This is a genomic window from Sphaerimonospora thailandensis, from assembly GCF_016863115.1.
GTDB classification, from domain to species: Bacteria; Actinomycetota; Actinomycetes; order Streptosporangiales; family Streptosporangiaceae; genus Sphaerimonospora; species Sphaerimonospora cavernae.
In genome coordinates, this window is sequence record NZ_BOOG01000069.1 from 16,689 (window position 1) to 31,359 (window position 14,671).

At 65.2% G+C, this 14,671-nt stretch carries 10 protein-coding genes; 6 read left to right on the forward strand and 4 right to left on the reverse strand.

Features of this window, described 5'->3' with window-relative positions; genetic code table 11:
• Positions 1-59: 59 nt before the first annotated feature.
• Entirely contained in the window at positions 60-569 is a 510-nt protein-coding gene (locus Mth01_RS26405) for an NUDIX hydrolase (protein ID WP_204018666.1), read from the reverse strand.
• A gap of 43 nt (positions 570-612) precedes the next feature.
• Here Mth01_RS26405 and Mth01_RS26410 point away from each other — a divergent pair, with 43 nt between their 5' ends.
• The 6 genes from Mth01_RS26410 to Mth01_RS26435 all read left to right on the forward strand — a co-directional run bounded on the left by Mth01_RS26410 (position 613) and on the right by Mth01_RS26435 (position 5,101).
• Complete coding sequence (locus Mth01_RS26410) at positions 613-1,302, forward strand: poly-gamma-glutamate hydrolase family protein (protein ID WP_204018667.1); 690 nt, start codon at positions 613-615, stop codon at positions 1,300-1,302.
• A gap of 305 nt (positions 1,303-1,607) precedes the next feature.
• A complete protein-coding gene (locus tag Mth01_RS26415) occupies positions 1,608-2,207 on the forward strand; it encodes a dihydrofolate reductase family protein (protein ID WP_204018668.1) in 600 nt (199 codons plus the stop codon).
• 394 nt (positions 2,208-2,601) lie between these two features.
• Entirely contained in the window at positions 2,602-2,901 is a 300-nt protein-coding gene (locus tag Mth01_RS26420) for a DUF6247 family protein (RefSeq protein WP_204018669.1), read from the forward strand.
• Complete coding sequence (locus Mth01_RS26425) at positions 2,898-3,149, forward strand: hypothetical protein (protein WP_204018670.1); 252 nt, start codon at positions 2,898-2,900, stop codon at positions 3,147-3,149. Before Mth01_RS26420 ends, Mth01_RS26425 begins: the two co-directional genes overlap by 4 nt.
• Before the next feature lie 228 nt (positions 3,150-3,377).
• A complete protein-coding gene (locus Mth01_RS26430) occupies positions 3,378-4,304 on the forward strand; it encodes an MBL fold metallo-hydrolase (protein ID WP_239090023.1) in 927 nt (308 codons plus the stop codon).
• 206 nt (positions 4,305-4,510) lie between these two features.
• A complete protein-coding gene (locus Mth01_RS26435; RefSeq protein WP_204018672.1) occupies positions 4,511-5,101 on the forward strand; it encodes a DUF6461 domain-containing protein in 591 nt (196 codons plus the stop codon).
• A gap of 489 nt (positions 5,102-5,590) precedes the next feature.
• Here Mth01_RS26435 and Mth01_RS26440 read toward each other — a convergent pair whose 3' ends face one another.
• The 3 genes from Mth01_RS26440 to Mth01_RS26450 form a co-directional block, all read right to left on the reverse strand.
• Positions 5,591-7,261, reverse strand: coding sequence for a GmrSD restriction endonuclease domain-containing protein (locus Mth01_RS26440; protein WP_204018673.1), 1,671 nt, complete (start codon positions 7,259-7,261; stop codon positions 5,591-5,593).
• Positions 7,262-7,373: 112 nt separating this feature from the next.
• Entirely contained in the window at positions 7,374-10,736 is a 3,363-nt protein-coding gene (locus tag Mth01_RS26445; protein ID WP_204018674.1) for an SNF2-related protein, read from the reverse strand.
• Positions 10,733-14,647: an Eco57I restriction-modification methylase domain-containing protein gene (locus Mth01_RS26450; protein WP_204018675.1), complete on the reverse strand. Its 3,915-nt coding sequence runs from the start codon at positions 14,645-14,647 to the stop codon at positions 10,733-10,735. Before Mth01_RS26450 ends, Mth01_RS26445 begins: the two co-directional genes overlap by 4 nt.
• Positions 14,648-14,671: the final 24 nt, after the last annotated feature.

The window sequence follows — 14,671 nt, forward strand, 5'->3', positions numbered from 1 at the left end:
GCCTGGTCATAGTGGCCTGAAGATCAGAACCGGCGCAATCCCACAGGGTCCCGGAGGGCTTACTGGGAGGAGGCCGGGCGCCAGGGCAGGATCACCGGTTCCGCGGGAAGGTCTCCGGCGAGCAGCCGGGGCAGAAGCGCGCCGATGCCGACGGGGAAGACGAGGTCGGAGGTGGTCTGAAGCTCGTGGACGGTCCACCAGCGGTGTGCGGCGATCGCCTCGCGTTCGTGGGCCTCCTGAGTGGAAGGGGCCGGCGTGAGACGGTCGACACGGGTGAAGAAGAACGAATCGACAGCGTCCAGGGTGAGCTCGCCGAATTGGGCAGGACCGGAGGAGACGGCCACCACCGGACCCAGCCGCTGCGGAGCCAGGATGTGACCGGTCTCCTCGAACAGTTCGCGCACCGCCGCCTGGGAAAGGGTCTCTCCGTCGTCGACACCACCACCGGGCGTGGCCCAGACGTGGGAGGCGGACAGATCGTCGGAGGCGCGGAAACGGAACAGCAGAAGCCGGTCGTCGCGGTCGACCAGCAGAACGCGGGCGCTGGCCCGTACAGCGGGGACGGTCATTCCGCCGATCATAGGCGGCGGCGAAGGGGAGGGAGCCTGCCTCATGAAGAAAGTGCTACTCGTCGTCGCGGCGAACGTACTCGTTTTCACGTCCTGCGACAGCGCCCAAGCCGCCCCGGCCGATACATATCCCGACTTCGGGGAGCTCGCGGCCCACCAGGACGAAGGGAAGGACTACCGTCGCGTACAGCGCTTTCCACGTGGGGCGCGAGTGGCGCACATCGCCATCCACGGCGGAGCGATCGAGCCGCCCACCACACAGTTGGCCGACGCGGCCGCGGCGAGCAGGTACGCCTTCTACTCCTTCGAGGGACTCAAGCCGTCCGGCAACAAGGAGCTCCACATCACCGCCACCCACTTCGACGAGCCCAGGGCCGTCAAGCTGGTAGGAACGGTCGACTACACCGTCTCCTGGCACGCCACCACAGGCGCCGAGGCGACGACGTACGTCGGCGGACGCGACAGGAGACTTGTCCGTACGGTCAGTGCCGAACTGCGTGCGGCGGGGTTCACCGTCGCGACCTCGGTGCCCGCCGAGGTCGCAGGGGTGAGCCCGCGCAACATCGTGAACAAGAACCGCAGAGGCATGGGAGTCCAACTGGAGATCAGCCGCGGTCAGCGAGAGCGGTTCTTCGCCGGGGGGAAGCTGGGCCGCGCCTGGATCGAGAACCCGGCCAATCGCACCGAGGCCTTCCACCGCTACGTCGCCACGGTCAACCGCGCGCTGCCCTGATCCGATGCCGGGACCCTCGGTGGCGGTAACCGCAGCACGTGTAACCGCGACACCGAGACCCCCGCCTACGCCGGCGCTAGCAGAGGACGGCCAGCACCGTCCCCGCGCCGCTCGACTGCATCGACCATCTGCCGCGCCGGTTTGTCGGTGGGGCGATCTATTGTCCCGGCCATGACTTCAGCAACGCAGACGTACACGTACGCCGCGCCCGCACCGAGCAGGACTGAGGGGATTCCGCGAGCCGTGATGAGTCCCGCGGAATCCGGCGGTCGTACTGTCGAACCAGTTACCGAGGAGGACCTCTGATGCGCAGCGTGACCTACTCGATGGCCGTGTCACTGGACGGCTACGTCATCGGGCCGGACGGCTCCTTCGACTGGACGGCACCCGACGAGGAGGTCTTTAACCTCGCCACCGACGAGGTACGCAGGGTCGGCGTCCATCTGCTGGGACGACGGCTGTACGAGACCATGCTGTACTGGGAGACCACCGACCAGAACCCGTCGCTCGACTACTCAACGCTCGAATTCGCCGCGATCTGGAAGGCGCTCCCGAAGGTGGTGTTCTCCACCACGCTGTCGGCGGTGCAGGGCAATGCCCGTCTGGCGTCCGGCGGCCTGGCGGAGGAGGTCGAGCGGTTGCGAGCCGAGCCGGGGGAGGGCGACATCGCGATCGGCGGCGCGACTCTCGCCGCCGAGGCCGCCGCGTTGGGTCTGATCGACGAGCACCGGGCCAGGGTCTACCCGGTGCTGCTTGGCGGTGGCATGCCATTCTTTCCCCAGCGCGAGCGCCGGGTGGATCTCGAACTCGTCGAGACCCGCACCTTCAGCTCAAGAGTCATCTACCTCCGCTACCGCGTGGCGCGCCAGGCCGTGTCTCCCACCGTCGAGAATTTCGGACCGTGAGGTGCTCAGGTGGCGTGACGTTTCGGCAGCCGCCTCGGATCCGAGGGGGCGCTCTGGCATCTCGGCATCACATCCCGGAGTACGCGGATGAAAATCCCCTGGTCTATGCCGATAGGTCCCGTGACGTGCTGTCTTGTGTCGTTCTTTCTGGCACCGTCCCTGCCGTTCTGTCGGGTGCTGTCTTCGTGCGCTGTGCCGTACCGCGGCAGGGCCGCTACTCCCTCGGCCACACGAGCATCTTCCGGCGACCGGACGTCCCAGCGTGCCAGGTGATGGGAGGAGCCAGTCCGTCGTACCGACAGGGGCGCGCACCAGAGACAACGGCGAGGGAGATCTCGATGCCAATCACGGTGGATGGGCGGGCGGCTCTGAGCGCCCTGCATACAATGCCCTCATGAGCGCCCAACCCGTTCACATGGAAGAGCCCGAGGACCCCAAGGCGATCCTGCGGGGACTACCGGAACGGGAGCGCGGCGAGTTCCTCCGCCAGTACCAGGCCGCGGTTGAGGCCGCCCGCGATGACGTCGCCCAGTACCCGGCGCTGCGGCTGCTGCTTCGCCGCTGGCACCTTGTGGTCGTGGCCGCGAACCAGCCCGGCTACTACGAGGCGATCAGGGCCGCCAAAGCCGGCGTGGGACGGTACACACAGCTTGAGGATGCCCTGGCCGACGAGCGTGCTCGTCGCGCATCGTGACGTGGAGACCTGACCTGTCCGAGCGGGCGCTGTCCCAGCTCGGCGGGTTCCCCGAGGAAGCCTTGGACGCCCTGGCCAAGGGCATGGCCGTGGTGTGTGACGATCCGTACGATCCGCTGACCACCATGAGCACCGACGACCCGATGGTTCGGCGGGCGGACTTCGGGCAGGGGCGGGGCTTTGTCACCTATGTGCCGGTTGACTCGGCCTACGTGGTGCGTGTGGTGGACATCATCTGGGTCGGTTGACCTCGCAGGTCCTGGAGGATCGATGACAGAGCAATCCAATGCCGACGACGCGGCACTCTGTCAGCGGGCGGCGCTGCCGCATGGAGAACGAATCGGTCTCGTGAGATCTTCGACGTCATCCCGGACGGCGCATATATATCCCTCGGCACAGGCGTTGGAGCCGGTCTTCGTATGAGAAGGGAGATCATCTACTGGGGCCCGGACTGTGCGAATGGAGTTGTGGTTGTGGTGAAGCAAGCCGATGCGGCGAGACTGCACGAGGTAGGCCAAGGGATCTTCGCCTGGGTACAGCAGGACGGCACCTGGTGGCTGAACAACGCCGGAGCCGTGGTGGGCGATGACGGCGTCCTGATCGTCGACACGTGCGCGACCGAGCAGCGTACCCGCCGCTTCCTCGAAGCGGTCGCCGAGGTGACCGGCGGAGCTCCCGTGCGGACGGCGGTGAACACCCACCAGCATGGGGATCACTCCTACGGCAACTGTCTGCTGCCGGACCAGACAATGATTTTCGGACACGAGGCGATGCGGAACGCGCTGCTGGCCGATGACGTCATCGACGGATGTCCGCCGTTCTGGACGTCAGTACCCAACTGGGGAAACGTGACGCGCCGTCCCCCGTCCGCGGTGTTCCGATCCGAGCTGACGCTCTATCTGGGCAGGCGCCGGGTCGAGCTTCGGCACCCCGGCCATGCTGCGCACACCGCCGGGGACGTCGTGGCGTGGCTTCCCGACGAGCGCGTGCTGTTCGCCGGCGATCTGCTTTTCAATGGGCTCACGCCGATGGTGCTGATGGGGTCGCTGGAAGGGGCGTTGCGTTCGCTGGACTGGCTGGCGGGCTTCGAACCCGAGTACATCGTGCCGGGACACGGGCCGCTCGCGGGCGCGAGCGAGCTGCCGGAGATCCTCGCCGCCCACGAGCGTTACTACCGCTTCGTGCTCGAAACCGCTCGAAAGGGGCGTGAGAACGGGCTCACGCCGCTGGCCGTCGCGCGGGACACCGACCTGGGGGAGTTCGCTGACTGGGCGGATGCCGAGCGCCTGGTGCTCAACATCCACCGTGCCTACGCCGACGCGTCAGGCGGCGAGGCGGACCTCATCGCTGCCTTCAGCGATGCCGTGACCTGGAACGGCGGCCCGCTGCCGACATCGGTATGAGCGCGCCCTGAGGGATTCGAACCCCCGACCGTCGGATTAGAAGTGGAGCGGTAGTTGTGGGGATTTCCTGGCTCTGACCTCAGGGGATGAGCCTTGCCCGCTGCGGGTAAGCGAAGATCATTCCGCGCATGATCCGGATCTTGGTGTCCGCCCCTGTTCTCGCTTCCTCGGCGGGTTGTGTCGGTAGGCTCTGTCATGATCGCTGCATGATCACTCCCCCTGGCGACTACGCCTGGTTCACCAACTCCGGCTTCGCGGAGGCTTTCAGCTTCATCCTCGTGCGCGGGCTCACACCTGAGCAGCTCGTAGCCCGGATGGGTGGCCGAGCAGAAGACTTCTCCTGGATGACGTTCGATGAGTCAATCAACGCTGGCGGCTACTACGACTACAAGACCGAGTTCGTCGCGGTCACGACCGTCGGCGACTGGGCGTTCGTCGCGCAGTACAACAGTTGGCTCGGCGCCGACGACGAGTTCATCGTGCCGTTGTCGGCCGGCACCCGCCTGGTCTCCCTCTACCGCCTCGACATCAAGGGCCTGGAGGAGTTCCGCTGGGTGGAAGACGGGGAGATCCGGTTCGCTTTCTGGGCTCAGGAGGGCTTCTCCGAGGTTCCCGACGAACTCGTGGAGACTATGGAGCAGCTCGATCGCGACTGCGGGGAGCACAAGTGGGAGCTCTACCGGGGGCCAGGGCTTGTCCTGATCGAGCACCTCACCGGGATCAAGCTCACCCCCCAGATCCTGGAGGGGTCCGCTTACCTATCCGGAGTCATCTCCAAGCCGCCGACCACCGCGTAAGCGTTCCAATTGGGACTGTATCCAGGGCTCGTCCGGATGCCGCTCGCAGGGGCGCTGTCTGCGGTCGCGGTGCGATCTCCGGTTCGGCAACACGCCCGGGTACGAGACGCGTCGCATGCCGAGAAAGGGTGCAGCAGGATCAGGCTTCAATATGCCCCCCTGTGCCCCTGCCTAGTTGCTCGGTGCCACAGGGTGAGGAACGAACCCTGTGGCGTCGATCGCCCCCGACCAACACGGAGGCCAGCCCAGACGGGGCGATCGTAGGGCTGTGTCTGTGCGGCGGTGTGGCGCTGGGGTTGGCGAGTTCGCTTGGTACGGCGGGTGTGGTGGTCGGCCTTGATTCATATGAGCGCAATTCGGCAGGCAGTACAACGACTGTCTGTCCTATCCCGCGGCATGCTTGACAGGTCAGCCCCAACACACCACCGGATTCGCCTATTGCTGCCATGAACGTAGCTGTGGTTTCCGCCCACCGCCCGGGACGTTGTGTCAGAACAGGGTGGGGCCATTCGGACTAGGGCCCGGGTAAGTGTCGTTCGCCTCGTCGAAGAGTTCGCCGTCGTCTTGCCACTCCATCCCCTGCCGATATTGCGGCAGTCCGAGCATTTCGTTGAGAACTCTGATGAGGAGGTGACGGCGTTCTTCCAGGAACTGAGGAAAGTTTTCGAGCTTACGTAGTTCGGGATCCAAGGGAATCCACTGCTCTTCGAGGCGCTCCTCGGGAACGGCGGGCATATAGATCTCCGGAGACTTGGCGCTGATTATCTTATTGGTCTCAGCGGAGATGAAGGCTAGGTTCGCGATGCTGTTCCAGAGTTCCTTGGGGTAGGTTCCCTGCACCTTTGTCTGGGGGAAAACGTGATGGTATTCGATAGCCGAAGATGAATTCAGAGGCTGGTCGATGATCTTTATGTTCGTCTTCCAGTCTTTGACTCCTGTGCGGAGGGCAGCGATATAGAGCAGATTGAAGAACGCGTTGCTTGCATACTTCTGCTCCAGATCCTTGGGGTGTATCGGAGTGCCGACCGAGCGAGGACCAGATGCCCTACGGATGAGTTCGTCGAACAGCTCCGCACCGCCCCGAGTGTCGATAAGTCGGGCCTCCGCGTCGAGTTTGGTCTCGACCTGTAGGGAGTAGTGACTGAAGGCCATCGACGTGTAGACCCATCTGCGCAGCATCTCCGGTTCGCCAGGAGCGAGCTCGTTTTGTCTGCGAAACAGCAGATAAGCGGGCGCGACAACCACGTTCGGCGACGTGAGAATCCTTGAGCGGGGGATGCCGCATTCGCCGCGCAAGAAGTCAACAGCCCACATGAGTGCTGTCTCGGTGTTCGCCCAGGCTGCCTTGAGTGCGTCCCCGTCCATTTCTCTGCGAAGCAACTGAATGTGTTTCGCTCCGGTGCCCGCCAGGAGGCTCATTAGCCTGAGAACCGCCTCCCGGTCGAGAGGAAACTGGATGCCTTGCAGCTTCTGGTGGAACGCTTCTAGGGTATCCAGCCCCTCTGACCACCGTGCGGCGATCGCGCTGTAGACCAGATCGCCCTTGGAGAGCCTGCGACCGCCCTTGTTAACTCTGGCGAAGATGTCGGCGACTTCCTCATAGTCATTTGACTCATGGGTGATCACATGAATGATGTTCTCCCGGACGCCCTTGAGTCGGATCAGCCTGTTGTAGTACTCCTGGAAGAACGGATGGGTTGGAGCGATGCCGGCTTCTTCCAGTATCAAGAACATTTCGACATCATCTTGGAGAACCTTGGTCACGGGAATGAGGAGCGGGTTCTTCTTCTGTACCGCGTTGGGATTGATGAACTCCTCGTGCTCAAGGTCGAAACGCACGTCAATGGTTTTGCCGTCGGCCTTCGAGGAAGGCCGGTAGACCCATGCCAGAGAGGTCAGCCGCTGTTGACCGTCCAATAAATAGAGCGGGGTGTGTTTCGAGTTCTCGGTCTGAACCACGCCGGCCTTTCTGAACGGCGGTTCCTGGGAGGTCTTCCACAACAGCAGTGCACCGACGGGGTATCCCCGATACAGGGAGTCCAGAAGGTCGCGCACGTCGCTTCGGGACCACACGTAGTCTCGCTGGATCGAGGGGATTACGATCCGACCCGATAGAAGCTCCTTGACCTGGTCGATGATCTTCTCGTTGCTCAGGCCCATGTAATCCCCAACCTCCAGTGTCTCGTTTCAGGCAAGCTTATTCCCAACGATGTGACAACCCAGGGCTAAATGTCATATGTCCGTTTCTTCTGGGCAACGTGTTTCTGCGGCCTTAGGCGACGGCGATCCAGCAGACCAGGCGGACGTCGTCTTCGGTGATCGGTGGCAGGGGAACGGGGGCGGGCTGGCGGACTAGGCCGAGTCGGTCGGCGAGGTCTGCGACGTGGTCCACTCGTTGTCTGGGCGTACCGGACTCGGTCAGGCCTTGGCGTACGGCGCGCAGGATCCGGGGGCTGTAGGGCGCCTGGAGGCGGTCGACGAGTTCATCTTGCCGTTCCCCCAGGTGGGCGCCGTGCTGGCGTACCAACTCGGCGGCGTCGCGCATCACCTTGGGGATGGACGGCTGCAGATGGGCTGGGTCGGTGTTGTAGGTCCACGTCTCGTAGATGTGCTGCTTGGCATGCGCCCAAGCGGCGAACGCCGCCTTGTACATCACGTCGCTCAGCTCCGCCGGGGTCGCCGGGTCACCGGGATCGGCAGCCGCCAGGCAGGCCAGCGTGTCGTCGATGACGACGGCACGTCCCTCCTCGTCGTGTGTGACTGCCAGTTCTTCTGTGAGCGGGACGTAGCGGAACCAGGGCCGGGGGTGGTCGCCGATGCGAGCGCAGAACACCAGGCCGGGCTGGGCGCGGCCCGCCCGGGTGAACCCCGTTCCGCTACCCCAGGGCAGGCGCAGTACGGCATCGCGGAGCTGCGGGTTGTTGGAGAACTCTTTCTGCAGACGCCGCCGGTATTCCTCGCCGGACAGGGCCGAAGCACCGCCGGTTTCGAAGAGAGTGGCCTCCTCGCGGCGGAGCCGTTCGATCTCCTCGCGAGCTTCAGTCAGGTTCACATCACGGCCGCTGAATCCGGGGAGGACCTCGCCCACACCGGTGGCGGCGGAGGCCTGCTTGAGTTTGCGCTGCAGGCGCTCCTCCAGTCCCAGAAAGCGTTCGAGTTGCTGGTCAGGGAAGAAGCAGCGCAGGAACACCTCGCGGTGGTCGGAGCCGATCCGGTCGATGCGGCCGTGTCGCTGGACCAGCCGCATCGGGTTCCACGGCAGGTCGTAGTTGACGATGTGGCGGGCCTGCTGCAGGTTGACGCCCTCGGCCAGCACGTCGGTGGCGATGATCAAGTCGTACAGGTCCGCCTCGGTTCCGCCGCCTGCGGTACGGGGGGCGAATCCGGCGATGACCTGCGAGCGCCCGGACCGGTCGGGGCCGGCGGCGGTAACCACGCGGCCGCGGTAGCTGGCGAGCCGGGGGTCGGATTCGATCGCCGTCAGCAGACGGCCGTGTACGTGATCAACTGTGTCGGAGTAGTAGGAGAAGACAAGCACCTTGCGCTTGTCGCGGGCCTGCTGCTCGGTGATGCCCTCGGCTGTCGCCTCGGCGGCTATCTGGGCGAGTTCTTCGACAAGGGCGTCGACCTTGGGGTCTGGTCCGGCCTGGTGGTCTTGAACTTCCTTATGGAAAGACTCCAGCAGGGTCAGGTCCGCCTCGACCGCGCCACGTAGCGCGGGCACATTGAAGTCGGCGGCGTTCTTGACCGAGTCGCTGTCCTCCAGATCAAGGGAGGCGAGGAAGTCGTCGATGTCGTCGCTGTCAGAGGATGACCACTCGCGCAGCGCGTCCCCGGTGAGCACGACCCCCTGGTCCAAGGCGGAGAGGAACGCCTGATGACCGGTGATCATCTTCTCCAGCGTCCGTTGGAAGGCGTAGGCAGAGGATTCGAACCGCTTGAGCAGCGCCGAGCGCAGCAGGCCGGCGTTCTGCTGCTCGTACTGCTCCTCGCGGCCGCTGCGGCGGAACCGGGAGGGCACGTAGCGGGCGAGGGTGAGAACCTCGCCGGGGGCGTCGAGGATGACCGCATCCGCAGAGTCGTCGAGGTGGTCGACGTGGGCGCCGAGCGCAGTGGCCAGCCGGTCGAACATCCCGGGCAGGGCTTCGTCCAGGTTGTAGTCCACCCGCCGCACGCGGGGCGTGGGGAAGGTGATCTCCCGTTCCACGCCGTTGATGGTGACGCGGTCGCCGACGTAGTGGTTGCGGACGAACCGGCGGGTACGGCGTACCGCGACCTTGTCCAGCACGTCGAACAGGTGCTCCGGCGACAGGTCGTCGGGGTTCACCGCCATCGCCCGGTCGAAGTACTTCTTCAGTGATGCCACCCCCGAACTGGCGAACGCCGCGTCGTTGGTGACGAAGTAGGAGATCAGGTTGTACAGGTCGTACAGGCTGTTGTTGACCGGGGTCGCGGTCAGCAGCACCAGCCGTTTGGGGGTGCTGCCGGTCAGCAGCGTGCGCAGCGCGTCGGCGCGTTTGGTGGAGGCGTTGCGCAGCGCGTGCGCCTCGTCCACCACGACCAGGGCGTACTCGTCGGGGTCCTGCAGCGCCGAGTGCGATTGCCCGGCGTTGGGCAGTCCGGTGATCAGTTCCTCATAGGAGACCACGTCGGCGCGCAGGTTCTTCTCGCGCAGGAATGGGTCCCAGGTGGAGTCGCGCAGCGTCGCGGGTGCGATGATGAGCGCCTTCTGCCGGTTGGTGATCACGGCCTCATGCAGGATCTCGCCCGCGATGAAGGTCTTGCCCAGGCCGACCTCGTCGGCGACGATCACGCCGTTGAGCCGGTCGATGATCCGCTGGGCCCGCCACACGCCGTCGGACTGGAACGCGGTCAGGTTCAGCCGGGACCGGCCGCGGGCCGCCTGCTCCTGTTCGATCTCCGCGCCGTACAGCTCGTACAGCATCCGCAGGAAGACCTCCCACGGCAGGTGCGGCTGCCACCGCGACTCATACAGCGCGGCCAGGTCGAACGGCTTGGCGGTCTGCCACATCTCCTCGAACCAGTCCCGTACGGCACGCACGGTCTCCGGTTGGTACTGACCGAGGTTGAGCTCCTTATTCCGGGCCAGCCCCGCATAGGTGAAGTTGCTGGACCCGGCGATCACACCGGGGATGCCGCCGTCCACGATGAACGCCTTGCCGTGCAGGAACCCGGCCTCATAGCGCCGCACCTCGACGTGGCCTGAGCGCAGCCAGGTGACCAGGCGGCGGGCGGCAGTGTCGGCCTCGAAGGTGAACCCCAGCAGATCGCGGTCTTGTTCCAGGTGGCGCAGGTGGCCCTCCAGCGCTCGCTTGACCTGCTCGCGCTCGCCGCGTCGGCCCAGCCCGGTGTCCAGCGGGCGGATCCTGGGGCGGTCCTGGTCTGGGTCGGCGCCCAGCAGCAGCCGTACCGGCCCGGTCTGTTCCAGCTCATCGGCCAGCAGGACGAACCCACCGGGGTTGAAGTACGCCGAGGCGATCGCAACCGACGGCGGCTCGGCCAGCTTTGTCCGCATCCCCTCCAGTAGCATGTTGATCTCATCGGCGACCGACAGCCCACGTTCAGGATGGTTGGTGGCGAACGTCGGCCGGAAGTCCGGGTTGGAGAGCGTCACGCCGCCTTGTCCTTCCACGCGTCGTAGTGGCGCAGAACTACGGCCAGTCGCTCGGTGTAGTCCCAACCCCGATGGAAGGTCTCGAAGATGTGCGTCACCTGGTCCCGGTCCAACCCGTACAGCAGGGCAACGACCGCGTCCAACTCTGCGATCAGGTCGGCTTTCTCCTCGGCGGTGTGCACCGAGCCGACCGGCACACCGACCTCGGCCGCCCACTCCGAGTACCGCTCGTCAACCGCCGCCAGCCGCCCGGAGATTTTGATCACTCGCTCCCGTAGCGGATGCTCGCTTGAGGGCCGGGGAACGGGGAAGGAGCTCAAGAGCCCATAAGCGACGCTAAGTTCAACGTAGCGCCGTGCGTACCAGTCAAGCACTATGCTCGATAGCACTCCTAACAGATACGCCTCATCCTGGGCGGTTCCATTACGCCGGAAGAGGTAGGGTGCCTTGTGAATTAGTATGCTTCTTCCGGGAACCAAGGCGCACACAACTGTCCGCGAGTTTGTTCTATTCGAAACCTCACGGAAGGAAATCCGGGGATGCAGGCAAGGTAGCGTCTCCTTCTCCTGTGCCCACCCGGCTGGCATATCGAAGAACGCGCTGCGTGAGAGCTTGATCTGGCGTCGTCGGCGTGCTTGTAGCCAAGGGATGAGTTTGGAAGATTCCGCATAGGCGTACGGTGCACCGAAGTATGGGTCCCATAAATTGAAGGAACCGCCAGTGAGTACGGGCATATCACCTGTCGACTTGGCTAGGTCGAAGTCGAACAAGCCCTTGTCTTGAGTGCCGTGCAGTTCGCGCGTGGGGACGAAGTGCGACTCGCCCGGAGTGTCGAGCCGAGGGTGGGCGCGTAGCGCGAGGAAGATGTCGAGACTGCGTTTACCGGGCAGGAGAGGGAACGCGGCATTCTCGGACCAGGAAACAAACTCGTCAACGTCGATGGTTTGTCCGCTCACACCGGCACTTTCGTGGAACTCTGCCTGAGAACAGAAAGGGCCTCGCAGTTCTAGGCGACCCGCATGTTCAACTCCTTTGATCAGCGTCGTCAGGCCGATTGTGTACTGCGCGTGGACCTCCTCGAAGACCCATTTCCGATTATTCACCAGCATGGTAACGTTGGCGAATGCGCCTTCCATCAAGATGATCTGGCGAAGCTTTGTGCCTGCGCTGCCGTTGAGGATGGTTCGGGGTAACACGACGCTGACACGCCCGCCCTCGCGGAGGAGATTCCAGAACCGCCACGTGAAGGCCAGTGACAGTTCGGTATCTGTGGCCGACCGCAGGCCTGGGAACGGCCCTTTCGCCAGCACGTCCTTGAGTGCTTGCACGGAATCGATTTCGGCCTCGTACTCTGCTAGGAGGTCGAGCCGCTCAGCCTTGTGCTTGGCGATGGCGGCATCCTTTTCCTTCTGCGGCATCGACTTCGACCGCAGCCCGGGGAACCGTAGAGCCCACCACTGGTGCTCTTCGACCTTCACCTTCTCCCACGGCGGGTTGCCAAGAAGCACATCGAAGCCGGGACGCTCCCGCATGAACACCTCGGGAAAGCGCAGCGGGAAGTGCGCCACCCCCAGCTCAGCCAGCCGGTCACGCACGCGTTTGGTATGACCTGCGGCAATAGCCTGTTCAGGGGTGAACATCGGCGGCACCACGCCCAGGCGGATCGCCACAGCGGCATCGAACAGGGCACGCGCTTCCGCTGCGTCCTCCATGGCCTCGGCATAAGCGCGGGCCGCCTCCTGCACCTCCTGCTTGGTGGCCTCCGAGGTGCGCGCCACCCGTGCAAGCTTTTCCCGCGCGGTCTCGAGCGTGGCGCGGATGGACTCCTCGAACAGACTCGGGTTGCCAGTGCCGGCCGTGTCCGGGTCGAGGACTCCCACGACCTCGTCGATCGTGCCGATCCCGGTGAGGCTGTTGCCGACGATCAGCCCGTGGTCGAGAGACGACATCGGCAGGCCCGGCACGAAGGTGTGGATCCAGATGGCCAGGCGAGCCAACTCGACCGCCATGAGGTTGAGGTCCAGACCGTAGATGCAGCGACGTGCAATTTGGCGGCGCAACAGCGAGGACGTCTCGATCTCTACTTCGGCAGCATGCGCGCCCAGGGCCTCCTGAGCGGCCTGCGACAGCCGGCCGAGTTCATCGCTGATGACCGCGATGGGGCTCTCGTCGAGGAATGCGGTGAACTTGGCCTCGATCCGGTCGATCGCCGCGACCAGGAAGTGAGCCGAACCCATCGCCAGGTCGGCGACGCGGAAGTCGAAGAACAGATCGGCCGCCGCGGCGTCGTCCCCGGCCTGCAGCAGAGCGCGGACTCGGTCCAGGTGCTCGTCGAGTGCTGGCTCCAGCGCGGTGTCGAGCAGGTGCTCGACCGCGAATGACTTGGTGAAGTACGACCCGGTCGACTTGCGCTTGCCGGACCGGTTGTGGAAGTAGATGGCCCCGGCTGGGACCTCGATCGGGTCGCCATCCTTGGCCGGGACGAACGCCCCCTCCTTGTCCACGGTCAGCGGAGCGGGCGCGATCGACAGCGACGATTCCAGTAGGCCCTCATACAGGGTGCCGAACTCGCGGACGGTCAGCGACCGGAAGTCCACAGGGCCCTGGGTGCCGTCGGGGCCGGTGTCGACCAGCAGGGCGCGCAGCGCGGGCCCGAACTCCGCGTCGGTGAGCCGCATGCCTGCCAGGGCGGCTCCCGAAGGGCTGGTCTGCGGATTGTGGGAGAACAGGCCGCCGTTGTAGGCCGGAATGCCCCACCCGGTGTGGCCGCCGTCGACCGCCTTCCATACCGCCTGCATGTCGTCCCACAGGGACGTAGCGAACTCGTCGAACACCTGGCCCGGATCGGCGGCGAACTCCTTGGCCAGCGTCTTGATCGCATGCCGGTCGTAGCGGGGGTTGCGCCCGTACGGCAGCAGTGCGCGGTCCTCTGCGTAGGCCACGAACAGGAGCCGGAACAGGATCATCAGGGTGCGGTGGTAGGCCTCCTGCAGGTCGGCCTCGCTGGTCGCTCTCATCTCCCTGGCCACCGCCACGGCTAGGCCGGGGACCACGTCGCGGTAGCCCCGTTCACGAAGTCGGCCGCCGAGCTCGGCGGCGAAGTTCGTCGAGGAGATCAGGATCTCGGTGACGATGCCCTCGGGGGCGAGGGCCTTGGGCGAGAACAGCAGGTGGAGGTAGGCGGCGTCGTCCTCCGACAGCAGCGCCAAGTCCAGTTCAGTGAATGTCTCGCCCTGGCTCTTGCGCCCGACTCCGATCGTGGGATTGACCGGGTGCAAGCGGATCTGGCTGCCGCGCAGCACGATCACCCAGGGCAGGCTCTCTCGTGCGGCCACCGAGATTGCATGCGAGACCGGGGAGACCGCGCCGAATCGAGGCGACGGCCGGTCGAAGGCCTCCCCATCCTCCAGCAGCACCGCGATTGACCGAGAGGTGCCCTGATGCGTCAGAAGCATTGCCGCCGAGCCGCGCTGGGCTGTGCCGTACCCGAGCGCCTGGATCAGCGCGAGACCGCGCAGTCCCAGCAACGGCTTAGCCGCCGCACCCGCCTCGGCCCAGTCGCGTCGGCGCGGGACGCCATTGCGGAGCTCGTGGGTCGCGAACAAGCCCTTGTTGAGCAGGCCGGGAGTGGGCTCGTCGCGCAGCGCGGTGAGCAGGTGTATGAGCGTGCGCTGGGCCTCGTGCCTGTTCGGCTCGGCCAGAGCGGAGACGCAGACCCGGCCGAGCCGGTCCACGTCCAGATCGACGATCGGGTCGTCGAGGATCCCGCATGCCGCCGCCTTCGTGGCTCCGGCGGTGCCGTACAAGACAACGAGCAGAACCGGGGAGGGCCGGTTGTTGTGCCGCAGCTTCCACAGGCGGCGCAGGTCGTCGGCCTTGGGGGTACCCGACTCGCTGTAAGCGATCGCCACCTCTACGGGGGCATCGCCGTTGCC